Origin of the sequence: Amycolatopsis aidingensis, from assembly GCF_018885265.1 — a bacterium.
Classification (GTDB): Bacteria; Actinomycetota; Actinomycetes; order Mycobacteriales; family Pseudonocardiaceae; genus Amycolatopsis; species Amycolatopsis aidingensis.
Genome location: NZ_CP076538.1, coordinates 4,024,484 through 4,046,458, shown reverse-complemented (window position 1 = coordinate 4,046,458; position 21,975 = coordinate 4,024,484). Strand labels below are relative to the sequence as shown.

The window sequence follows — 21,975 nt, the reverse complement described above, 5'->3', positions numbered from 1 at the left end:
GGAGAGCTCAGGTGAGCACGAACGACGGGCCCGGCGTTCCCCCGGAGCAGTCTCCGGAGAGGACCTCCGTCTTCCGGGCCGACTTCCTCGCCGAGGAGGGCCAGGAGGCGCAGGCGCCAGAGCCGCCGGTCGCGGGTGTGGACGCACTGCCGGCTGGTTCGGCGCTGCTGGTCGTCAAGCGGGGTCCGAACGCGGGTTCGCGGTTCCTGCTCGACCGGGACACCACGAGCGCGGGCAGGCATCCGGACAGCGACATCTTCCTCGACGACGTGACGGTGTCCCGCCGGCATGCCGAGTTCCGCAGGGAAGGCGGCGAGTTCGTGGTGATCGACGTGGGCAGCCTGAACGGCACCTACGTCAACCGTGAACCGGTCGACCAGGCGGTGCTCGCGGGCGGGGACGAAGTGCAGATCGGCAAGTTCCGGCTCGTCTTCCTCACCGGTCCCGGACACGGGGGCCAGGCGGCACGATGACGGCGGCCGGGCGGCCACAACGCGATGGGTTGAGCATCGGGGCCGTGCTGGCGCAACTGCGCGGCGACTTTCCCGATGTCACCATCTCCAAGATCCGGTTCCTGGAGTCGGAGGGGCTGGTGCGGCCCGGCCGGACACCGTCCGGTTATCGGCAGTTCACCGAGGCGGATGTCGAGCGGCTGCGGTTCGTCCTTTCCGCGCAGCGCGATCACTACCTGCCGTTGAAAGTCATCAAGGAACAACTCGACGCCGTCGATTGCGGGGCGGATCCGGCCGGTCCGCCGTTGCGGGCGCCGCGCAAGCTGGTGTCGCTCGGCGGTGCCGCTGAGGCGGTCGCGGCCGAGGGGACGGACGGAGCGCGCAGCGCCATGCCGACCGCGGAGGACTTCGCCCCCGGGCGCGATATCCGGCTGACGCAGGAGGAACTGCTGGCTGAGGCCGGGATGGACGCCGCCATGCTCACCGAGTTGGAGCAGTACGGGCTGGTCCGTCCGGGCGCCGCCGGGTTCTACGATCCGGATGCGGTGCTGGTCGCCAGGACGGTCAAGGCCATGACCGAGTTCGGTATCGAACCGCGGCACCTGCGTGCTTTCCGCGCCTCCGCGGACCGCGAAGTCGGGCTGCTGGAACAAATCGTGGCCCCGGTGTATCGGCATCGTGATGCGGACGCCCGAGCCAGGGCCGACGAGCTGGTGCGCGAGCTGGCCGCGCTCTCGGTCACCCTGCACACGTTGCTGGTCAAGGCGGGTATCCGTGGCGTGACCGGCGGATGAGGAGTCGCGGTGCGGGCGGCCCTTGCCCCGGGTCGTCCGTCGGTTACACCACATTTCCACGACTCAACGTTCTGCGCGGAATGCCGTACGGTAACCCTAGGGTTCGCCTACGGTGGATCACGGGTTGTCGATAGAGCACGTACAGACAGAGGATGAGCGAGCTAGAGCGAGCACAGCGCCCAGATGACGGGTAGCGTCGACATTGTCGATGCGGGATCCTCGTGACAGCGCTGCAGCCCGCGCGCAGGAGAGGGAGGCGAAGCCCGATGAGCGAGATGCGCGTCGTCGGCGTGCGGGTGGAGTTGCCCGCGAATCAGCCGATCTTGTTGCTGCGGGAGACTGAGGGCGAGCGATACCTGCCGATCTGGATCGGCTCGGTCGAAGCCACGGCCATCGCGTTGGAGCAGCAGGGTGTCCGTCCGGCCCGGCCGTTGACCCACGACCTGCTCAAGGAGGTCATCGGGGCGCTCGGCCGGGAGCTGGAACAGGTGATCATCACCGACCTGCGGGAAGGCACCTTCTTCGCCGAGCTGGTGTTCGACGGGGATGTCCGGGTCTCGGCCCGTCCCAGCGACTCCATCGCACTCGCGCTCCGGGTCGGTGTGCCGATCCACGCCGAGGACGGCGTGCTCGAGGAGGCCGGGCTGATCATCCCGGACGAGCAGGAGGACGAAGTCGAGAAGTTCCGGGAGTTCCTTGACTCGGTGTCCCCCGAGGACTTCCGCGGGGCCGACACCTGAGACGTGCGGCCCCGCGACCCTCGCTCAGGCCCTGGTCGCCCGGTCGAACAGCTCCGCAAGCTCCCTCCCGTAAGCCGTCAGATCGAGGTCCGGATCCGCGGCGAGCTTGATCGCCGCGCCGTCGATCGCCTGCCGGATCGTCATCGCCAGCACGCTCGCGTCGAACTCACCGAACGCGCCTTCGCGCTGACCCTGGGTCAGCTGCCGCTCGATCTGGCCGAGCTGGATGTCCCGCCACAACATCCCGTTCAGCGCGGCCTGGCTGGGCCCGGTGCCGCCGTCGCTGTCGGGATCCGCCCAGTTCCGCCCGATCTCCAGCAGGGCCCGCACCCGTCGCGGATGGGTGCGCAGGAAGTCGATCTCGCCCTCGATGTACGCGCGCAGCAGGCCGGGACGGTCGGTGTCCGGGGTGTAGCGTTCGGTGAGATCCCGGCTGTCCAGGATGGTGCCGACCACGGCGAACATCAGGTCGTTCTTGCTGGGGAAGTAGTAGGAGATCATCCGGGTGCTGCTCAGCCCGGCCCGTTCGACGATCCGGGCGAAGGAGGTGCGGTGGTAACCGAGTTCGGCGAGCGTCTCGATGGTGGCCTCGATGATCTGCGTCCGGCGCGCCGCCTCGGTGACGCTGTACCCGGCGCCATCGCCGAACTCGGGTCTGCTGTGATGGGTTATCTGCATGAGTAAAAAATAACATGGCTGAGTAAGTACGGCAAATGGCGGTATCTGCCGATACCCGCTGGAGGGGGTCCGCGCGTCGCGTTGACCGGTTCCTCGCCCCCGCTTACCGTCAATGGAGATGAATCGCGTCGGTGTGATTCGCCTGCCAGGGGCAAGCGGCCGCCGCGGTGTCGATCCGGAAATCCCGTTCGCCGGGATCGACGGTGCGTTTCGTCGGCCGACAGGCCGGGCGAGGGGAGGCATGCGTGGTCGAGGAGAGGCCGGTCGAGGCCGTCACCGGCGAGCAGGGCGAGCTCTTTCCTGATGCGTCGTTGCCCGACGAGCTGGTCGGCTACCGGGGACCTGCGGCCTGCCAGATTGCCGGGATCACCTACCGGCAGCTCGACTACTGGGCGCGGACCAAACTGGTCGCCCCCAGCATACGCACCGCGCACGGATCCGGCTCGCAGCGCCTCTACTCCTTCAAGGACCTGCTGGTACTCAAGATCGTCAAGCGGCTGCTGGACACCGGGGTGTCCCTGCAGAACATCCGCTTCGCCGTGGAGCACCTGCGCGACCGTGGGGTACGCGACCTTGCCAAGGTGACCCTGTTCTCCGACGGGACCACGGTGTACGAGTGCACCTCGCCCGAGGAGATCGTGGACCTGCTGCAGGGCGGCCAGGGGGTGTTCGGGATCGCCGTCAGCGGTGCCATGCAGGAGATCAGCGGCACCATCCACGAGTTCCCCGCGGAGCGGGCCGATGGCGGCGAGATCGAGCACACCGTGCCGGACGAGCTCGCGCAACGCCGCGATGCCCGCCGCACCGGCTGAGTCGCGCACGGTAAGCTGAAGCACGTAGTCGCAGAACCCGCGCGGGAGAGATCGGGCCGGTAACAGCCGTCCCGGCGCCGAAGGAGCAAATCCTCCCCGGAACCTCTCAGGCAGCAAGGACCGTGCGGGTGAGACGCCTCTGGAAAGCGGTTCGCCGGATCACCCTCCGGCGGCCCCGCCGAAGGTGCAAGCCCAGCACAAGCGGGTGAACCTCTCAGGCGCTCGGCATCGGGCACGGACAGAGGGGGAGGGCCGGGAATACCGCGTCCTGGCCCCGACCCGAGTTCCGGAGGCACGAGCATGGCCCCAGACGGCGTTTTCCCCAGGATTTCCCCGAGCGCTTCCCCCGGTATGTCCCTCGGCGAGCTGGAGGAGGGCACGCCCTTCGCCGACCGGCACATCGGCCCGCGGCAGGCGGAGCTGGCGCGGATGCTGGAGGTCATCGGCGTGGGCTCGCTGGAGGCGCTGGCCGACCGCGCGATCCCGGACTCGATCCGCGTGGCTGAGGATCCCACGGAAGTGCCGGCCCCGGTCACCGAGGCGCAGGCACTGGCCGAGCTGCGTGAGCTGGCAGGCCGCAACCGGCCGATGGTGCCGATGCTCGGCCTCGGCTACCACGCCACGGTCACCCCGCCGGTGATCCGGCGCAACGTGCTGGAGAACCCGGCCTGGTACACCGCCTACACCCCGTACCAGCCGGAGATCTCCCAGGGCAGGCTGGAAGCCCTGCTGAACTTCCAGACCATGGTTGCCGACCTGACCGGGCTGCCGATCGCGAACGCATCCATGCTGGACGAGCCGACCGCGGCCGCCGAGGCGATGACCCTGCTGCGGCGCGCGGGCAGGGCCAGGTCGAACCGGTTCGTGGTGGACGCCGACACCCTGCCGCAGACCATCGAGGTGATCCGCACCAGGGCCGAACCCCTCGGCATCGAACTGGTCGTCGCGGACCTCTCCGAGGGGATCGAGGGGCTCGGTCTCGGCGGCGACTTCTTCGGGGTGCTGCTGTCCTACCCCGGCGACTCCGGGGCCGTGCGCGACCACCGGCCGGTGATCGCCGAAGCCAAGGCGCTGGGCGCCGCGGTCGTGGTGGCCGCCGACCCGCTCGCGCTGACCCTGCTGCGCCCGCCCGGTGAGATCGGCGCGGACGCCGTGGTCGGCTCCACCCAGCGGTTCGGGGTGCCGATGGGATTCGGCGGGCCGCACGCCGCCTATCTCGCCGTGCGCGCCGGGCTGGAACGCCAGCTGCCCGGCAGGCTGGTCGGCGTTTCGGTGGACGCCGAAGGGGAGCCGGCCTACCGGCTGGCGCTGCAGACCAGGGAACAGCACATCCGCAGGGAGAAGGCCACCAGCAACATCTGCACCGCGCAGGTGCTGCTCGCGGTACTGGCCTCGATGTACGCGGTGTACCACGGGCCGGACGGGCTGCGCCGGATTGCGGCACGGGCCCACCGGATGGCCACGGTGCTGGCGGCAGGCCTCACCGAGTCCGGAGTGGAACTCGCGCACGGCGAGTTCTTCGACACCGTGACCGCCGTGCTGCCGGGGCGGGCCGACGCGGTCGTGGCCGCGGCCCGCGACCTCGGCGTGAACCTGCGCAGGGTGGACCAGGACCGGATCGGCATCAGCTGTGACGAGACCACCACCCGCGAGCACCTGGCGCTGGTGTGGAAGGCCTTCGGTGTCGGAGTGTCCGATGTAGACGTGCTGGACGCGGACACGGCGGACGGCCTCCCGCCGGAGCTGGTGCGCACCAGCGACTTCCTCACGCATCCGGTGTTCAACTCGCACCACTCCGAGACCGCGCTGCTGCGGTACCTGCGCAGGCTGGCGGACAAGGATGTGGCGCTGGATCGCAGCATGATCCCGCTCGGTTCGTGCACGATGAAACTGAACGCCGCCGCCGAGATGGAACCGGTCAGTTGGCCGGAGTTCGCGCAGCTGCATCCGTTCCAGCCCGCGGAGGACGCGGCCGGGCTGCTGCGGGTGGTAGCCGACCTTGAGCGGTGGCTGGCGGTGATCACCGGCTACGACGCGGTCTCGGTGCAGCCGAACGCGGGCAGCCAGGGCGAGTTCGCCGGGCTGCTGGCCATCCGCGCCTACCATCGCAGCCGGGGCGAGGCGGCGCGGGACGTATGCCTGATCCCGGCGAGCGCGCACGGGACCAACGCGGCCAGCGCCGTGATGGCCGGGATGCGGGTCGTCGTCGTCCGCTGCGACGAGCGTGGCGACATCGACCTCGAGCACCTTCGGTCCACTGTGCACGAACACCGCGCAGACCTGGCCGCCACGATGATCACCTATCCGTCCACCCACGGGGTGTACGAGTACACCGTGCGCCAGGTCTGCGAGCTGGTGCACGAGGCCGGTGGTCAGGTCTATGTGGACGGTGCGAACCTGAACGCGCTGATCGGCCTCGCCAAGTTCGGCCGGTTCGGCGCGGATGTGTCGCATCTGAACCTGCACAAGACCTTCTGTATCCCGCACGGCGGCGGGGGACCGGGGGTCGGGCCGATCGGGGTACGGGCCCATCTCGCCCCCTTCCTGCCCAATCATCCGCTGCAGGCAGCCGCCGGGCCGGAGACCGGAATCGGGCCGATCAGCGGCGCACCCTGGGGCAGCGCCGCCATCCTGCCGATCTCCTGGGCGTATGTGCGGATGATGGGCGGCGCGGGCTTGCGCAGGGCAAGCCTGACCGCGGTCGCCGCGGCCAACTACCTTGCTCGCCGGCTGGCCGGGCATTTTCCCGTGCTCTACACCGGCGAGGACGGGCTGGTGGCGCACGAGTGCATCCTCGACCTGCGCGCCCTGACCAAGCGCACCGGAGTCACCGTGGACGATGTGGCCAAACGCCTCGCGGACTACGGGCTGCACGCCCCGACCATGTCCTTCCCGGTGGCCGGCACGCTGATGGTCGAGCCGACCGAGAGCGAGGACCTGGCCGAGCTGGACCGCTTCTGCGCGGCGATGATCGCCATCCGGGGCGAGATCGAGCGGGTCGCGAACGGGGAATGGCCGGTGCAGGACAGCCCGCTGCGCGGGGCCCCGCACACGGCCGCCTGCGTGGCGGGCGAATGGGACCGGCCGTACAGCCGCGAGCTCGCGGTGTTCCCCGCGGGCCGTTCCGCCGCCAAGATCTGGCCGCCGGTGCGGCGGATCGAGGGCGCCACCGGCGACCGCAACCTGGTCTGCTCCTGCCCGCCACCCGAGGCCTTCGGCGACCGCGCGCCGTCGTAGCCACGGCTCAGGCGGGACGGGCGCGCTTGAGTTCGTAGAACTGCGGGGTGTTCGCCAGCAGCAGGAAGCCGTCCCACAACCGGCCCGCCCGCTGCCCGGTGGGTGCGGGGGAGACGATCGGGCCGAAGAAGCCACGGGCCGTGCCGTCCGGTCCGGTGAGCCCGAGCACCGGGGTGCCCACCTCCGTCCCGGCCAGCGCGATGGCCCGCGCGTGCGAGGCGCGGATCGCCGCGTCGTACTCGGCGGAGCCGGTGGCCGCCAGCAGCCCGGCAGGCAGGCCCAGCTCGGCCAGCGCGCCGGGCAGCGCGTCCCACTCGCCGCGGTCGTGGAACCGGGTTCCCAGCGCGGTGAACAGCTCGCCCAGCGCCCGCTCGCCGTAGTGCCGTTCCACCGCCGCGCAGATCCGCACCGGGGCCCACAGGTACCCTTCCGGATCCCCCTCCGGATCATCCGCGCGATGCTCGTTGAGCACCGAAAGGCTCATGACCCGCCAGCGGATCCGTACCGGCCGGACCGTGGTCACCTCGGCCAGCCAGCGGGACGCGGTCCAGGTGTACGGGCAGGCAGGGTCGAACCAGAAGTCGACCGTGCATTCCGTGCTCATATCCCCCACCAGGTACCCCGTCTCGGCCGCCAAGCGAGCGTATCGTGACGGCGAGATGACCATGGACGAGCTGTTCGCGCGCAGGCCGACGACCTGGGGCCTCCGGGGTGATCCCCGGTTGTGGGAGGCGATGCGGGAGCGGTTGCGCGGCACGGAACTGCCCGCGGGGTTCTTCGCCGTGCGCGCACTGCTGGAGCGGACCTTCACCGAGCTCACCGGCGCTCGCCCGGACGAGCTGGTGGGGCAGGACGACACCGTGTACCGCCCGGAACTGGCCACCGGGTCGGGGATGAGCGACGGGCACGTGTCCCTGCACTACTGGAAGTTCACCGCGCTGCCGATCCTGCTGGACCGCTGGGCCGCGGCGGTGGGGCACATGGAGCGCTGAAGCGTTCGCTGGCTACTCTCGTGCTACTCGGCGCGCTCGCGATAGCCGCGGATCACCATCCGGGCGGCCTCGGTGGACTTGCGCACGACGAGGTCCGCGGAGTAGCCGTGCCTGCGGAAGAACCCGTCCAGGTAGCAGGTCCCGTAGCCGTGTGCCTGGGTGAGCAGCTGCTCCAGCAGCTCGAGGGCGAGCTGCGGGCTGGTGGACACGCTCAGGCACAGCAGCAGGAACTGGTCGATCAGCTCCCGCGTCCGCTCGTGCAGTTCGGTGTGCCGAGGCCCCTGTAGCCCGTCGGCGAACACGATGTGCAGGCCGGCCCTGCGCTCGATCAGGTACCCGGTGTACGCCCCGGCGGCCGCGGCGAGGGCCGCCTGCGGATCGGTGTGGGACTCCGCGGCGGTGCGGACACGGCCGGTGAGCTGGTCGGTGATGGTCCGGGCGACCGCGGCCAGCAGGCTCTCCCGGTCGGCGAAGTGGCGGTACGGCGCACCCGGGCTGACCTTCGCCCGGCGGGCCGCCTGCGCCACCGAGAACCCCTGCAGGCCCTGCTCGGCGATCAGATCGAGGGATGCGCGGACCAGCTCGGCACGCAGATCGCCGTGGTGGTACCTGCCCGGCATGACGTGCCTCACATCCATCCCGCTCGCCCGCGAAGTAAGAGGCCTCTTACACTAGTCGATGTAAGAGGGCACTCACAGGTGTCTCGCTTGTCTTTCCTGGAGGATTTCATGGGCACGCCCACGCCTGCCATCGCCGCGCCCGCGCCTGGCGCCGCGCTGGAGCCGACGACGATCGAGCGCAGGGACCTGCGGCCGGACGATGTGCTGATCGACATCGCCTACGCCGGCATCTGCCACAGCGATATCCACCAGGCCAAGGAGCACTGGGGCAGCGCGATCTTCCCGATGGTGCCGGGGCACGAGATCGCCGGTGTGGTCGCGGCGGTCGGCTCCGCGGTGACCCGGTACCAGGTGGGAGACCGGGTCGGGGTCGGCTGCATGGTCGACTCCTGCGGTACCTGCGACCAGTGCCGGGAAGGTACCGAGCAGTTCTGCGCCAAGGGCGCCGTGATGACCTACAACGGCGTCGGCTACGACGGGGAGAACACCTACGGCGGCTACAGCCGCCAGGTCGTGGTGAAGGATTCCTTCGTCTGCCGGATTCCCGATGGCATCGCGCTGGATGTCGCAGCCCCGCTGCTCTGCGCCGGCATCACCACCTACTCGCCGCTACGCCGGTGGGGCGCCGGGCCGGGCAAGAAGGTCGCCGTGGTCGGCCTCGGCGGGCTCGGGCACCTCGGGGTCCGGCTCGCCGTGGCGATGGGCGCGGAGGTCACCGTGCTGAGCCAGAGCCTGAAGAAGCAGGAGGACGGGCTGCGGCTGGGCGCGCAGGAGTACCACGCCACCGGTGACCCCGCCACCTTCAAGCAGCTGCGGAACCGGTTCGACCTGATCCTGAACACGGTGTCGGCGGAGCTGCCGATCGACTCCTACCTGGGCATGCTGCGGGTCGGCGGGGCGATGGTGAACGTCGGCGCCCCGGCGAACGCCCTGTCCTACAGCGCCTTCTCCCTGCTCGGCGGGAACAAGGTACTCGCGGGGTCGATGATCGGCGGGATCCGGGAGACGCAGGAGATGCTGGACTTCTGCGCCGAGCACGGGATCGGCGCCGAGATCGAGACCATCTCCGCGGACCAGGTGAACACCGCCTACGAGCGGGTGGAAAGCAGCGACGTCCGCTACCGCTTCGTGATCGACACCGCCACCATCAACGCCTGAACGTGGCTTTCCGGACGTCAGATGTCCCAATAGTGCCGTTCGCGACGCTGAGCGTCGCGAACGCCACGTTCAGGGCTGGAGGAGGCCGAGTAGGCGCAGGTCGGTGAGGTACTTGCCGATGAGCTCCGCGGACAGGTGCGGGATGTCCTTGTCCTGGCCGATCCCGGCGGCCCGCACGGCCTCGTGGAACTCGGTGGCCGGGATGGCCGATCCGTGGACCGGCTGCTCGGGCTCCTGGAAGGCGTGCAGCAGGGGAAGCACGGTGTGCTGCCGCTGCCGTTCCGGGAGCCCGCGCAGCGCCGTCTCGAAGCGGGCGAGCCAGTCCTGGTAGCCGACCCGCCGCAACGGAACGCCGGCCGCGGTCAGCCAGTCGGCGAACACGTCCAGGGAGATCCCGTCGTCATGCGGGTTCACCGTGTTGAAGGTGGCGAACCTCTCGGCGTGCTGCCCGCCGAGGGTGGTGATCGCCTCGGCGGTGAAGTCGGCAGGCAGGCCGTCGTAGTGCGCCCGTGGCCGGTCCTCCCCGGGGCCTGAGCGGTAGAACGACCGCGGCGCGATGCCGGTGAGCACGAGGCTGAGCAGCAGCCGGGTGAACATGTCCGGCACGTTCAGCTGCCCGGCGTACTGGCTGTGCGCCAGGATCATGTCGGAGCGGAACACCGCGACCGGCAGGCCGAACCGCTCGTGCGCCTCGCGTAGCAGCACCTCGCCCGCCCATTTGCTGGTCGCGTACCCGTCCGCGTAGCCATGGCCGAGCTCGCGCACCGGGCTGGTGGCCCGGATGTCGGCGTCCTCGCGCAGCGCCGATGGCCCGGCCTGCGCGGCCACGCCGACCGTGGACAGGTAGGTGACCGGCTTCATCCGGGTGGTGAGGGCCATCCGGAGCAGCTCGGCCGTGCCGACGACATTGGGGCCGAACAGCTGCTCGTAGGGCAGCACGTGGTTGACCAGGGCGGCCGGGTGCACGATCAGGTCCACCGTGTCCGCCAGGTGCTGCCAGTCGTCCTCGGCCAGGCCGAGGCTCGGCTCGCCGATATCGCCCGCGCGGACCTCGAGGGCGTCCTCGGCGAGCTCACCGAACCGGCGGACCAGGCCGGGGTCGCCGCTGTCGAAGGCATCCGCGAGCCGCTGCCGCGCCGCGGCCGCGTCGGTTCCCCGCACCAGGCAGATCAGCCGCCCGCCGGTCGGCGCCAGCCGTTCCAGCCATTCCAGGCACAGGAACCGCCCGAGGTAGCCGTTCGCCCCGGTCAGCAGCACGGTGCGCGGGGGAGTGGCGGCGCGCGGAAGGGCATCGGCCGCGGCCAGTGTCCCGGGGTCGAGGAACCGCTCCAGCGTCAGCTCCCGCGCCTGGACCCGCGTGCTGCCCTGGCCGTGCACCGTGGCGAAGGTGGGCCGTCGTACCCCATGGGTGCGGGCCGCCTCGAGGTACTCGGCCAGCCCGCGCAGGTCGTATGCCGGGCTGATCACGGTGCCCACCGGGACCTCCACCTCGAAGATCTCCTGCAGCAGGGTGGCGAAGGACAGCGCGGACAGCGAGTCGCCGCCCAGTTCGGTGAACCGCGCGCCGGGGCTCAGCTCGGCGTCCGGGCAGCCGAGCAGCGCCTGCGCGGCCCTGGTGACGGTCTCCAGCACCGGCCGGTGCCTGCCCTGCCTGCGCAGCTCGCGTAACTCGTCCTCCTGCCCCTCGGCGAGTTCGGCGTACAGCCGCTCGAGCTGGTCCCCGTACTTCTCCCTGAGCCTGGGCCGCAGCAGCTTGCGGGCGTCCGAGAGCAGCCCGTTCTCCTCGGTGAAGGGCTCGGTTTCCACCAGGAAGTCGCGCGGGATCTCGTAGGAGTTCAGCCCGGCCTCCCGCGCGAGCTGCTGCAGCGACTCGCCGAGCAGGGTCTTCAGGTCGGTGTCCCGCTGCCGCGCGTGCGCGCTCGCCTCGGGGTGGGCACCACGACGGCGAGCAGGTAGGCGCGTTCGCTGTTGCCGTAGACGAAGATCTGCCGGATCAGCGGGCTGGTCACGAACACGGATTCCAGGTGCGACAGGGCCACGAACTCGCCCTGGGACAGCTTCAGCACGTTCTTGCGGCGGTCCACATAGACCAGCCGGTCCGGGCCGAGCTCGGCCATGATGTCGCCGGTCCGGTAGTAGCCGTCCTCGTCGAACATCTCCGCGGTGACCTCGGGACGCCGGTAGTAGCCAGGGATGATGGTCTCGGTCCGGACCAGCAGTTCGCCGCGGGGATGCGGTGAGTCCGTGCGGTAGTAGCCGAGCTCGGGGACGTCGGTCAGCTTGTAGTCCAGCACCGGCGGCCGCTGTACCCGGGTGTCGAGCAGCACCCCGCCCGCCTCGGTGGAGCCGTAGCCGTCGTGCAGTTGCAGGCCGAGGCAGGACTCGACGAACCGGGTCATCCCGTCCGACAGTGGGGCGCTGCCGCAGGTGGCCCTGAGTACCCGCCCGCCCAGCAGGTTCTCCCGCAGGTCGGCGCGCACCTGTTCGGCTGCCGCGGCCGGATCGGCCGCCTCCGGCTCCCGCCGGTCCAGCTCGGCGCGGTAGTGCTGGAACAGCATGTCGCAGACCCGCGGCACCAGCGTCAGCTCGGTGGGGCGGGCGAGGGCGATGTCCTCGAACAGGGTGGACAGGTCGCTGCGGGCGGCGAAGTACCCGGTGCCACCGCGGGAGAGGGTGCCCACCAGCGAGATGCGGCCGGCGAGGTGGCTCAGCGGCAGGTAGTTGATGCCGATCGTGGGCAGCAGGCGCGTTCCGGGCCAGAACCCGCGCCATAGGGAGCGGAGCAGCCGCTGCGGGTACATGGCCCCCTTCGGGGTGCCGGTGCTGCCGGAGGTGTAGATGAGCAGGGCGAGTGGGTCCTCGCCCTCGGCCGGGACGTACAGCGGTGCGGCCGGCAGCGCGCCGCCACGCTCGCGCACCGCGGCCAGCGTGTCGACCAGCACGGGGCTGCCCGCCTCGGCGAGCCTGCGCCGCGCGGCGGCGAGCCGGTCGCGATGCTCGTCCACCTCGGGGTGGTGGTCGAACACGATCAGGCGCCGCAGCGATTCGCTTGCCGAGGCTGCTTCCACGGCGGTGTCCAGCCGCTCGATACTCGCGGCGAGAATGCGCGGCCCGGTTTCCGCGATGATCGGCGCCAGTTGGGTGACCGGCGCGCTGGACTGCAGTGGCACGGAAACCGCGCCGAGATGGATGCAGGCCAGATCGAGCATCGTGTAGTCGATACTGGTGAAGCCGAGGATGCCGACGGCCTCGCCGGTGCGCAGCGAATGGTGCGGATTCTGCCGCCATTCGGCTGCGATCGCGCGGACCCCTGCCCAGAGTTGCCGGTAGGTGATCGTGTCGAACCGGGGCAGCAGCCGCAGTGCGGTACGTCCGGTTCGTGGATCGGTCACCGGTTCGCTCGCCCGCTCGCCGAGTGCCGGCCGGTCCGCGTAGCCCTCCACGAGGGTCCGCACGATCTCGGCGAGCGGCAGGTCGGAGTCGCGTACCAGCGTGCTGACCGCCTCGCGCGGGGCGGCGTCCCGGACCTGGGGGTCGCGGGCGCACAACTCGGCGACGCGGCGTTCCTCCTCGGCGTCGGAATCCGCGATACCGTCGGTTTCCGGCCATGAATGGGCCACCATTGGTCAGCCTCCCGTCTGTCACGGCGAATGCGTGCGCCAGGGACGAGTCGAGGCGCATAGATGCTTGCGCTAACTAATTGTATGCCGATTGCTCCACTGTGCACAGCCATTACGGGGTGAGGCGTGCGGCACATTCCGCGAATTCCGGCAAAGCCGAGCCACTTCCGTTTCCGTCGTCATTCGGGCGGGCCGGACGAAATGGTTCCCTGGGCACCGGGGGTACCGGAGGCGTCGTTCCCGTTACCTCCGGGGTAATGGCGGTGGCTCGCGCCCGCGCCGTAGCGTGGCCGGGTGACGACTTCGATGACCGCGCCGCGGGCGGACGGTGCCCGGCGCGGGGTGGGCGAGCTGGTGCGCGAGTGGCGGGATCGCCGCCGGATCAGCCAGCTCGACCTCTCCATCGCCGCGGAGATCTCGACCAGGCACCTGAGCTTCGTGGAGACCGGAAGGTCGCGGCCGAGCAGGGAGATGGTGCTGCGGCTGGGGGAGTACCTGGAGATCCCGTTGCGGGAGCGCAACCAGCTGCTGCTGGCGGCGGGTTACGCCCCCGCCTACACCGAGAGCGATCTGGACGCGCCCGGGATGGCCGCGGTGCGGCAGGCCGTGCGGCAGCTGCTCACCGGGCACGAGCCGTACCCTGCGGTGGTGCTCGACCGCAGGTGGAACCTGGTGGAGGGCAACAGCAGCGTGGCGCTGTTCCTGGAGGGGGTCTCCCCGGAGCTGACCGCGTCGCCGGTGAACGTGCTGCGCCTCACCCTGCACCCGGCCGGTATGGCGCCGCAGGTGCTGAACCTGGGGGAGTGGCGGGCGCATCTGCTCGGCAGGCTGAGGCGGGAGGCCCACGCCACCGGGGATCCGTTCCACACCGAGCTGCTCGAGGAACTGCGTGGTTACCCGTGCGCGCAGGAGGTGCCCGAGGTGGAGGTACCGGGGCCAGGCGACATCCTGGTCCCGCTCCGGCTCCGGTACGGCGGGCAGGAACTGGCCTTCTTCAGCACCGTGGCCACCTTCGGCACCCCACTGGACATCACGCTGGCCGAGCTGTCGATCGAGTCCTTCTTCCCAGCCGACCCCGCCACCGCGGCCCTGCTACGCGCCCGAGCCTGAACCGTCAGCCCGGCCAGTCGGTGATGCCGAGCTGTTCCAGCAGGACCGTGCCGGTGACGAAGGCGGTGGCGGCGAGTGGGCCGTGGCCGTCGGCAAGCCTGCGGTACTCGCGCAGCACCGCCTGGCCGATGGCCTCGTTGAGGTCCCCGGCCGCCTCGGCCGCGTGCCCGGCGTCGAGCAACGCGCACGCGCGCAGGTAGCGCAGCCGTCCGATCAGGCGGGCCGCATCACGGGGCGGGTCGGCCAGCAGCCAGCTCGACCTCGTCGTCCCGCTCGAATCGCCAGCTGCGCCGGTCGTACTCGTCGAGACACTCGGCGAGCAGCCCGTGCACCTGGGCCCACCGGCCGTGCAGCCGGTGGGCCTCGGCAAGCAGCCGCCGGGACACGAACGTGGCTCGTGGCGTGTCCACCCGGGAAACCTAGCCGATGTCGGCAGCCGCCCGGATCGGACCGTGGCCCGGCGTCACGACTCGGCCGCCGTGCTGCGGCGCGGAAGTATCGTCGCGACCGCCACCGGTACCAGGGCCAGGGCCGCCACGACGAGGAAGGCCAGTTTCATCCCGCTCAGCTGCGCGGGCACGGCGGCCACCCCTTCGGCGGCAAGCTCGCCCGCCCGCGCGGACATCACGGTCACCACGAGCGCGGTCCCGAAGGCCGCGGCGACCTGCTGCAGGGTGCCGAGCATCGAGCTGCCGTGCGAGTACAGGTGCGCGGGCAGCGCGCCCATCCCGAGGGTGAAGACGGGCGTGAAGGTCGCCGCAAGGCTCACCATCAGCAGCGCGTGCAGCCCCAGCACCTGCCAGTACGGCATCGCCATCGAGACCTGGGAGAGCCCGCCGAGTGCGAGCATCATCCCGATCGTGCCGGGCAGCACCAGCGGCCTGCTGCCGAACCGGTCGAACACCCTGCCCGCCGTCGGCCCCAGCAGGCCCATGGCCAGGCCACCCGGCATGAGCAGCAGCCCGGTCTGCAGTGGACTGAGACCGCGCAGGTTCTGCAGGTACAGCGGCAGCAGGATCATCGAGCCGAGCATGGCGAGGAACCCGATGGCCATGAGCGCGAGGGACAGCCCGTAGGTGCGGTGCCCGAGGGTCCGCAGGTCCATCAGCGGCACGCCGGTGCGTTGCAGCCTGCGCTGGCGTAGCACGAACACCGCGATGGCCGCCGCCCCGGCGAGGACGGCCCCGATGCCGAGCCCGACCCCGCCTTCGCGCTCGCCGAACAGGCTCAGGCCGTACACCAGGCCGCCGAAGCCGAGCGCCGCCATGGCCACGCTGAACCAGTCGATGGAGCTGACCTGTGGCTCACCGACGTTGTACACCTTGCGCAGCCCGAAGAGCGTGACCAGGCCCGCGATCGGCAGTACCGCCACGAACAGCAGCCGCCAGGGGCCGAACTGCAGGATCACCCCGGACACGGTGGGTCCGAGCGCGGGCGCCACCGAGATCGCCAGGGTGACGTTGCCCATCACCCGCCCGCGGTCCTGCTGGGGCACCACGGTCATCAACGTGGTCATCAGCAGGGGCATCATCACGGCGGTACCGGCGGCCTGCACGATCCGGCCCAGCAACAGCACGCCGAAGGACGGCGCGACGGCCGAAAGGGCGGTACCCGCGAGGAACACGCCCATCGCGGTCGCGTAGGCCTGCCGGGTGGTGACCCGCTGCAGGAACCAGCCGGTGACCGGGATCACTGCCGCCATGGTGAGCATGAAAGCGGTGGACACCCACTGGGCCGCCTGCTCGGTGACCTGCAACGAGTCCATCAACCGCGGGATGGCGTTGATCATGAGCGTCTCGTTGAGGATCACCACGAACGTGGCCAGCACCAGCAGCCGCACCACGATCGGGGTGCGGCCCGGCCGGGTGGCCGGTGGTTCCTGGACAGCAGTTGACATGGCAGCACCTCACTGGTTTCCCCGGCATGGGTCGCCTCGCAGCCAAGGGCCGCCGGCATGGATGGAGTAACACCGGTATAGACCGGCATACCTGACCGAACTCATCGGCCGGCCCGAGTGTTCCGTATCGCCCTGGCTATCTCACCCGAATTTCCGCGCGGGGTGCGGTGTCCCCTTCGTCCGGAAGCGCCCGGCTCTCAGCCGGTGGTGAGCCCCGCCTGCTCGAAGGCGGCCTGCTGGGCGGGCTCGCGCAGGAAGGCCCGGAACGACTGGGCAGCGTGTTTCTGCACCGTGGTCACGCTTTCCCCGGACAGCCCGAGGAACGGGTAGTCGGCCGAGTGGACCTGCGCGACGGACTCCGGGGCGGCGGCGATCAACTCCGGTTTGCTGGTGGTGAGTTCGGTCACCCACCAGGAGGATTCCGGGATCCAGGCCGCGGGCTGCCCGCCGATAGCGGCGAGGTCGGCCCGGCCGGCCAGCGCGTCCAGCACCCGTTGCGAGGGCTCGGCCCGGACCGTGACGTGCACGCAGTGCGCCCGCACCACGGTGCCTGCCTCGTTCCACCGCTGCGCCCCGGTCTGCACCGGGCCTTGCGCGGTCGGGGTCACCACCACGCTCAGCGTGGCCGCGCCCTCGGCGCACCCCGCGCCCTGTGCCCGCGCCCTGCTGTTCAGCAGGCCATCCGCCCAGGTCCAGCCCATCCAGCCCAGCGCGAGCAGGGCGACCAGCACCACGCAGGCGATCGGCCAGGTGGCGATCCGCCGCCCACGGGCCTTCCGGCCGACCGCACGGTGACTACCGGTGGTCGTAGTCCGTTCGACACCACGCGGGCGTTCCACCCTGCTGTGTCTCCCCATCGTTCCCTCGCGCCTGCTCCCCGAGCTAGTTGCTCTCCGTGCACAAAACCGAAAACGTCGTCACCCTAACAGGTTAAGCGGGTGGGGAGAATCTACTGATACCACATCCTCGAACAGTGGGTAATCAGTCGCCACCGTTCTCGCAATCGGGTTTGTTCTCCACCAGCAATTCGTGGCAGTGCGCGATCAGCCGTTCGCGCAGGGGAGTGGCCCGCCTTGCGAAATCGGCCTGTGCCCTGGCGTATTCGGCCCTGCCTTCCGCGGTCTCGATCCGCACCGGCTGGTATCCGAGGCCGGAAAGGTCGTACGGGCTGGCCCGCATGTCCAGGATCCGGATCTGAGCCGCCAGTTCGAAACAGTCACCGAGCAGTTCGGACGGGATGAACGGGTCGAGTTTGTAGGCCCATTTGAAGAGGTCCATGTTGGCATGCAGGCAACCGGGCTGTTCCAGGTCGATCTGCGTCCGCCGGGTCGGTTGCAGCGCGTTGCGCGGCCGCGCGGGCGTGCTGAAGAAGCGGAACGCATCGTAGTGCCCGCACCGGATGTCCAGGGACTCCACCACCTCGTCGGTGCCCGCCGAACCGAGCCGCAGCGGTAACTGGGCGTGACGTACCTGGTCCGTGGGCTCGCGGTACACCATCGCCCACTCGTGCAGCCCGAAGCAGCTGAGCCGCGGGGCACGGGTGGCGGTGGCGGCCAGCAGCGAGTGGATGAACCGGGCCGTGCTCGCCTTCCGCTCGGTGAACGCCGCCCGGTCCAGCGCGACACCGCCCGCCACCTCCCGGTAGCCGGGCCGCCGCAGGAACCGCAGGGCGTCCGGGCCCGCCAGTACCACGCCGGGGCCCGGTTGCCACCGTTCCAGGTGGCTCGGCCGGTGCGAGTAGTAGGTGAACAGGAAGTCCAGCACCGGATGCCGGGTTCCGTCCGCCCGGCGGCGCTGGTGCGGGACGGTCCAGTGCCGCATCCGATCCCGGTGCGCCCGCTCCCGCGCCTGCCACTCGGCCTGCGCCAGCACGGTGGCCTGGCTCATGGTGCTCCCGTGACGTGCGTCCCGTCCCGCACGGTGCCCACGTACTCCTCGACCAGGTCCTCCAGCGCCACGGCACCGATCGGCCTGCCATCGGGGTCCACCGCCCTGGCCAGATGACTGCCGTCGGCCCGCATCGCCGACAGCGCCTCGTCCAGCCGCAGGTGCGCGGGCAGCTCGGTGAGCCGCCGGGTCTTGGCCGGGGGCACCACCGTCGCCGGGTCGTCGCCCGCCTGGTCCAGCACGTCCTTCACGTGTACGTACCCGATCAGCTCACCCGCGTCGGTGCGTACCGGGAAGCGGGAGAACCCGGTGGCGGACACCGCGCGTTCCACATCGCCCACCGTCGGGTTGCTCGGCAGGGTCTTCAGCTCCGTCACCGGGACCAGGATGTCGGCCACCGTTTTCTGCACCGAGGACAGGGTCTGGCTCAGCCTGCGGTGCTCGGACTGGTCCAGCAGGCCCTCCCGGCGCGACTCGCGCAGCAGGTCGGCCAGCTCGGCGGAGGTGTAGGCGGTCTCCAGCTCGTCCTTCGGCTGCACCCGGACCACCCGCAGCAGCAGGTTGGCGACGAAGTTCAGCAGCCAGATGAACGGGTTGGCCAGCTTCACCCAGGCCACGTGTGCCGGTACCAGCCACAGCGCCAGCCGTTCCGGCTCGGCGATGGCGAGGTTCTTCGGCACCATCTCGCCGATCAGCACGTGCAGCAGGGTCATCACGGTCAGCGCGAAGGCGAACGCGATCGGGTGCAGCACGTACCCCGGCAGCGGCAGGCCCACGGCGGTGAACGCGGCCTCCAGCTGGTGCGCCACCGCGGGCTCGCCGACCTGTAGCAGCAGCAGGGAGCAGATGGTGATGCCCAGCTGGGCGCCCGCCAGCATGAGCGACACGTTCCTGCTCGCGTTGATCACGATCCGGGCCCGCGTCTTGCCCTGCTCGAGCAAGGCCTCCAACCGGTCCCGCCGGGAGGAGATGAGGGAGAACTCCGCGCCCACGAAGAAGGCGTTGGCCAGCAGCAGCACGGCGATCATCGCGATGGCGAGCCAGTCGTTCATCGCGCCACCTCATCCAGCCGCAGCTCCGCGATGCGGTGCCGGTCCATCCGGCTGACGGTCAGCCGCCAGCCGTCCACCTCGATCTCGTCGCCGACCTCGGGGATCCGGCCCAGTCGTTCCAGCAGCAGCCCGGCCACCGTCTCGTAGTCCCCGTCCGGCATCCGGAAGCCAGCGATGTCGAACACCTCGTCCGCGCGCAGCTGCCCGGAGACCATCCAACTGTCCGCGCCGAGGCGTTGCGAGGTGGGTGCCTCCAGCGCGTCGTGCTCGTCGCGGACGTCGCCGATGATCTCCTCGACCACATCCTCCAGGGTGACCATTCCGGCCGTGCCGCCGTACTCGTCCACCACCAGCGCCAGCTGGAACCGCGAGTCGCGCAGCCGGTCCAGCAGGGAGTCACCGGGCAGCGACTCCGGAACGGTCGGCAACGGCCGCATCACCGAACCGATCGGCACGGTGTCCCGTTCGGCGCGGGGCACCGTGAAGGCCTGCTTGATGTGCACCGCGCCCTGCACGTCGTCGAGATCCTCGCCGTAGACCGGAAACCGGGAGAACCCGGTGCGCCGGGACAGCTCCACAAGGTCGTTGATGGTGTCGTTCACGGTGAGCGACTCCACCTGCACCCGCGGGGTCATCAGCTCCTCGGCGGTGCGCTCGCCGAAGCGCAGCGAGCGGCCGAGCAGCTCCGCGGTGGAGGTGTCCAAAGTGCCGCTCTCCGCGCTGCTGCGCACGATCGAGCCGAGCTCCTGGGGGGAACGCGCCGAGCGCAGCTCCTCCTGCGGGTGGATACCCAGCTTGCGCACCACCCAGTTCGCGCTGTTGTTCATCAGGTTGATCAACCAGCCGAACAACGCGGAGAAGCGGGAGTGGTAGCCGGCCACCGCGCGCGCGGTCTGCAGCGGCCGCGCGATCGCCAGGTTCTTCGGCATCATCTCGCCGACCACCATGGACAGTGAGGTGGCCAGGAAGAGCGCGAGTACCAGGGACACGCCGCGGGTGATCCCCGCGGGCAGGCCGAGCCCGTCCAGCGCGGGGCGAATGAGCTCCCCGATCATCGGTTCGGCCACGTACCCGGTGATCAGGGTGGTCAGGGTGATCGCGACCTGCGCACCGGAGAGCTGGAAGGACAGTGTGCGGTGCGCCTTGAGCACGGCCTTCGACCTGCGGTCGCCGACCTCCCGGACGTTGGCCTCCACCGTGCTGCGCTCGAGCGCGGTGAGGGAGAACTCGGCGGCCACCGCGAGACCGGTGCCGATGGTGAGCAGTAGTACGAACAGGACGCCTGCGATGGCGAGCACGATGTCCATCAGCGGACGCCGTTCCGGGCAGGGGATGCGGGGGAGCCGGGCAGGTCACCCGGCCAAGTACTGTCACCAGGCGACGGCGAATCGCGCACGGAAGGTGCCACTCCTCGAGAAAGATCCGACTATAGCGATTCCCCTAGTCTAGCGAGTGCCGTGCACGCTCGTGTCCGGTATGGGGCACCCGGCTGGTCAGCCGGGGTTCCTGCCGAGCAGCGCGACGAGTTCGGTCGCGGCATCGGCGTCCGCGGCCACCGGGACGGGCGGCGCGAAGATGCCCAGCCCCTGGATGTCGTCCACCAGCGGCCGGAACCGCTCCAGCAGGGTGGCGGCGAGCGCGTCGCCGATCGGGTGCGGCACGCCGATCGCCGTGGCCAGGTCCCAGCCGTGCACCGCCAGGTCGACGGTCATCTCCCAGCCGTACCGGCTCGCCTCCGCCTCGCCGCCGGAGACGTGCACCGTGCGCTCCAGCACCCCGGGCGCGGTCCACGCCTCGCGGGCCGCCGCCGCGGCCCGCTCCCAGGCCCCGACCGGGTCCGCGCCGAGCACATCGCCGTCGAACCGGTCACCGATCTCCTCCAGGGTCGCACCGGCCAGCAGGTGCGGCGCCCACAGCTGCTCGCTCACCAGGTGGGTGACCAGATCCCGGACGTCCCATTCGGTGCACGGCGTGGGCTCGTGCCACTGCCCGGTGCCGACCTGGTGCACCACCCGGTCGAACCCGCGCATCGCCTCGCCGTGTGCGTCGAGAAGCTCCATGCGTCCACTGCACCACGAGGGCGGCGACGCGCGCACTTTGTACGCTGTACGGTACGGGCGCTCAGGGTGCGCCAGCTCATCGTGATCGACCCCGGCGGCAACGACATCCGGATCGGGCAGCAGATCGGGGAGCCGCAGGCTTTCTTGAACACGAGCTAGCGGGGCTCGTCCCTGGCGCGGTGCCTGCGCACGGTCTCCTCCACCAGGTCCAGCACCGGCTCGAGATCGTCCGCCGGCAGCCCCATCGCCACGTGCGACACCAGGCCTTCCAGCACCAGTTCGAGGAAGGCGGTGAGCACCTCGATGTCGATGTCGTCGCGCAGGTTGCCCGCCTCCCGCTGCCGGGCGAGCCGGTTGCGGGTGGCCACGGTGAGCTGCTCGGAGCGCTCGGCCCAGCGGGCCCGGAACTCCGGGTCGGTGCGCAGCCGCCGGGAGACCTCCAGCCGGGTACCCAGCCAGTCGGCCGGATGCGCGCTGCCGTTGGCCAGCAGGTCCCGCATCACCTGCACCAGGCCCTGCGCCGCCACCACATCGGCCATCCGCGCGGCGTCGTCCTCGGCGAGCGCGAGGAACAGCGACTCCTTGTCCCGGAAGTGGTGGAAGATCGCGCCCCGGGACAGCCCGGTGGCCTCCTCCAGCCGCCGCACGGTCGCACCCTCGTAGCCGTGCCGTGCGAAACAGGCCCGCGCGCCGTCCAGAATCTGGCGACGGCGTGCGGCAAGATGGTCCTGGCTGACCCGTGGCATCCCCCGATCCTGTCAGGTGGGACAGGACCGGTGCAATCCGTACGTACGTACTGTGATGCCTCGGGTGCTGTTCAAGAAGGCGGCTGCCTGAGGTGATGCGGGGAGCGCGCCTTCTTGAAC

The 21,975-nt window shown here is 70.5% G+C and carries 22 protein-coding genes and 1 riboswitch; of the genes, 8 read left to right on the top strand and 14 right to left on the bottom strand.

The window, feature by feature from the left end:
• Positions 1-11 precede the first annotated feature (11 nt).
• From garA to KOI47_RS18565, 3 genes are all read left to right on the top strand, one after another.
• A complete protein-coding gene (gene garA, locus KOI47_RS18575) occupies positions 12-473 on the top strand; it encodes a glycogen accumulation regulator GarA (RefSeq protein WP_141995702.1) in 462 nt (153 codons plus the stop codon).
• Positions 470-1,246 carry a transcriptional regulator FtsR gene (ftsR, locus tag KOI47_RS18570; RefSeq protein WP_216204962.1) on the top strand — a complete coding sequence of 259 codons (777 nt, stop codon included), beginning with the start codon at positions 470-472 and terminating at the stop codon, positions 1,244-1,246. The genes garA and ftsR overlap by 4 nt, the downstream gene beginning before the upstream one ends.
• Before the next feature lie 266 nt (positions 1,247-1,512).
• Positions 1,513-1,986 carry a bifunctional nuclease family protein gene (locus KOI47_RS18565; protein ID WP_216204959.1) on the top strand — a complete coding sequence of 158 codons (474 nt, stop codon included), beginning with the start codon at positions 1,513-1,515 and terminating at the stop codon, positions 1,984-1,986.
• Between the two features lie 24 nt (positions 1,987-2,010).
• On the opposite strand, the gene KOI47_RS18560 is transcribed toward KOI47_RS18565, so the two are convergent.
• Positions 2,011-2,664 (bottom strand): TetR/AcrR family transcriptional regulator, encoded by a 654-nt coding sequence (locus tag KOI47_RS18560; protein WP_216204956.1) that lies wholly within the window; start codon positions 2,662-2,664, stop codon positions 2,011-2,013.
• A gap of 245 nt (positions 2,665-2,909) precedes the next feature.
• On the opposite strand from KOI47_RS18560, the gene KOI47_RS18555 reads away from it, so the two are divergent.
• The gene (locus KOI47_RS18555) at positions 2,910-3,476 is read left to right on the top strand and encodes a MerR family transcriptional regulator (protein ID WP_216204953.1); all 567 of its coding nucleotides are present in this window, start codon (positions 2,910-2,912) and stop codon (positions 3,474-3,476) included.
• A 32-nt stretch (positions 3,477-3,508) separates the two neighbouring features.
• Positions 3,509-3,609: riboswitch (glycine riboswitch) on the top strand.
• Positions 3,610-3,827: 218 nt separating this feature from the next.
• Positions 3,828-6,713 carry an aminomethyl-transferring glycine dehydrogenase gene (gene gcvP / locus KOI47_RS18550; RefSeq protein ID WP_216204950.1) on the top strand — a complete coding sequence of 962 codons (2,886 nt, stop codon included), beginning with the start codon at positions 3,828-3,830 and terminating at the stop codon, positions 6,711-6,713.
• A 7-nt stretch (positions 6,714-6,720) separates the two neighbouring features.
• Here the strand turns inward: gcvP and KOI47_RS18545 are convergent, their stop codons facing one another.
• On the bottom strand, positions 6,721-7,350 hold the full coding sequence (locus KOI47_RS18545; RefSeq protein WP_232376097.1) for a DsbA family protein: 630 nt from the start codon (positions 7,348-7,350) through the stop codon (positions 6,721-6,723).
• A gap of 22 nt (positions 7,351-7,372) precedes the next feature.
• On the opposite strand from KOI47_RS18545, the gene KOI47_RS18540 reads away from it, so the two are divergent.
• A complete protein-coding gene (locus tag KOI47_RS18540; protein ID WP_216204947.1) occupies positions 7,373-7,705 on the top strand; it encodes a hypothetical protein in 333 nt (110 codons plus the stop codon).
• A gap of 23 nt (positions 7,706-7,728) precedes the next feature.
• Here KOI47_RS18540 and KOI47_RS18535 read toward each other — a convergent pair whose 3' ends face one another.
• Positions 7,729-8,343 carry a TetR/AcrR family transcriptional regulator gene (locus KOI47_RS18535; RefSeq protein ID WP_408629834.1) on the bottom strand — a complete coding sequence of 205 codons (615 nt, stop codon included), beginning with the start codon at positions 8,341-8,343 and terminating at the stop codon, positions 7,729-7,731.
• Between the two features lie 90 nt (positions 8,344-8,433).
• On the opposite strand from KOI47_RS18535, the gene KOI47_RS18530 reads away from it, so the two are divergent.
• Positions 8,434-9,483, top strand: coding sequence for an NAD(P)-dependent alcohol dehydrogenase (locus KOI47_RS18530; protein WP_216204944.1), 1,050 nt, complete (start codon positions 8,434-8,436; stop codon positions 9,481-9,483).
• Positions 9,484-9,552: 69 nt separating this feature from the next.
• Here KOI47_RS18530 and KOI47_RS18525 read toward each other — a convergent pair whose 3' ends face one another.
• Together KOI47_RS18525 and KOI47_RS18520 are read right to left on the bottom strand one after the other, a co-directional pair.
• Positions 9,553-11,289 carry a thioester reductase domain-containing protein gene (locus KOI47_RS18525; RefSeq protein ID WP_216204941.1) on the bottom strand — a complete coding sequence of 579 codons (1,737 nt, stop codon included), beginning with the start codon at positions 11,287-11,289 and terminating at the stop codon, positions 9,553-9,555.
• Between the two features lie 80 nt (positions 11,290-11,369).
• Positions 11,370-13,106, bottom strand: a complete 1,737-nt coding sequence (locus tag KOI47_RS18520) for an AMP-binding protein (RefSeq protein WP_216204938.1) — start codon at positions 13,104-13,106, stop codon at positions 11,370-11,372.
• Between the two features lie 303 nt (positions 13,107-13,409).
• Here KOI47_RS18520 and KOI47_RS18515 point away from each other — a divergent pair, with 303 nt between their 5' ends.
• Positions 13,410-14,213 carry a helix-turn-helix domain-containing protein gene (locus KOI47_RS18515; protein WP_216217386.1) on the top strand — a complete coding sequence of 268 codons (804 nt, stop codon included), beginning with the start codon at positions 13,410-13,412 and terminating at the stop codon, positions 14,211-14,213.
• 4 nt (positions 14,214-14,217) lie between these two features.
• Here KOI47_RS18515 and KOI47_RS18510 read toward each other — a convergent pair whose 3' ends face one another.
• The 9 genes from KOI47_RS18510 to KOI47_RS18470 all read right to left on the bottom strand — a co-directional run bounded on the left by KOI47_RS18510 (position 14,218) and on the right by KOI47_RS18470 (position 21,855).
• Complete coding sequence (locus tag KOI47_RS18510) at positions 14,218-14,394, bottom strand: hypothetical protein (RefSeq protein ID WP_216204935.1); 177 nt, start codon at positions 14,392-14,394, stop codon at positions 14,218-14,220.
• A 46-nt stretch (positions 14,395-14,440) separates the two neighbouring features.
• Positions 14,441-14,623 (bottom strand): hypothetical protein, encoded by a 183-nt coding sequence (locus tag KOI47_RS18505; protein ID WP_216204933.1) that lies wholly within the window; start codon positions 14,621-14,623, stop codon positions 14,441-14,443.
• A 53-nt stretch (positions 14,624-14,676) separates the two neighbouring features.
• A complete protein-coding gene (locus tag KOI47_RS18500; RefSeq protein ID WP_216204930.1) occupies positions 14,677-16,110 on the bottom strand; it encodes an MDR family MFS transporter in 1,434 nt (477 codons plus the stop codon).
• Positions 16,111-16,307: 197 nt separating this feature from the next.
• The gene (locus KOI47_RS18495) at positions 16,308-16,949 is read right to left on the bottom strand and encodes a hypothetical protein (RefSeq protein WP_332461415.1); all 642 of its coding nucleotides are present in this window, start codon (positions 16,947-16,949) and stop codon (positions 16,308-16,310) included.
• Between the two features lie 142 nt (positions 16,950-17,091).
• Complete coding sequence (locus tag KOI47_RS18490; RefSeq protein WP_216204923.1) at positions 17,092-17,997, bottom strand: 3-methyladenine DNA glycosylase; 906 nt, start codon at positions 17,995-17,997, stop codon at positions 17,092-17,094.
• A complete protein-coding gene (locus KOI47_RS18485; protein WP_216204920.1) occupies positions 17,994-19,049 on the bottom strand; it encodes a hemolysin family protein in 1,056 nt (351 codons plus the stop codon). Before KOI47_RS18485 ends, KOI47_RS18490 begins: the two co-directional genes overlap by 4 nt.
• Positions 19,046-20,356, bottom strand: coding sequence for a hemolysin family protein (locus KOI47_RS18480; protein WP_216204918.1), 1,311 nt, complete (start codon positions 20,354-20,356; stop codon positions 19,046-19,048). The genes KOI47_RS18485 and KOI47_RS18480 overlap by 4 nt, the downstream gene beginning before the upstream one ends.
• A gap of 186 nt (positions 20,357-20,542) precedes the next feature.
• Positions 20,543-21,109: a TIGR03086 family metal-binding protein gene (locus KOI47_RS18475; protein WP_216204915.1), complete on the bottom strand. Its 567-nt coding sequence runs from the start codon at positions 21,107-21,109 to the stop codon at positions 20,543-20,545.
• A gap of 155 nt (positions 21,110-21,264) precedes the next feature.
• On the bottom strand, positions 21,265-21,855 hold the full coding sequence (locus KOI47_RS18470) for a TetR/AcrR family transcriptional regulator (protein ID WP_216204912.1): 591 nt from the start codon (positions 21,853-21,855) through the stop codon (positions 21,265-21,267).
• Positions 21,856-21,975: the final 120 nt, after the last annotated feature.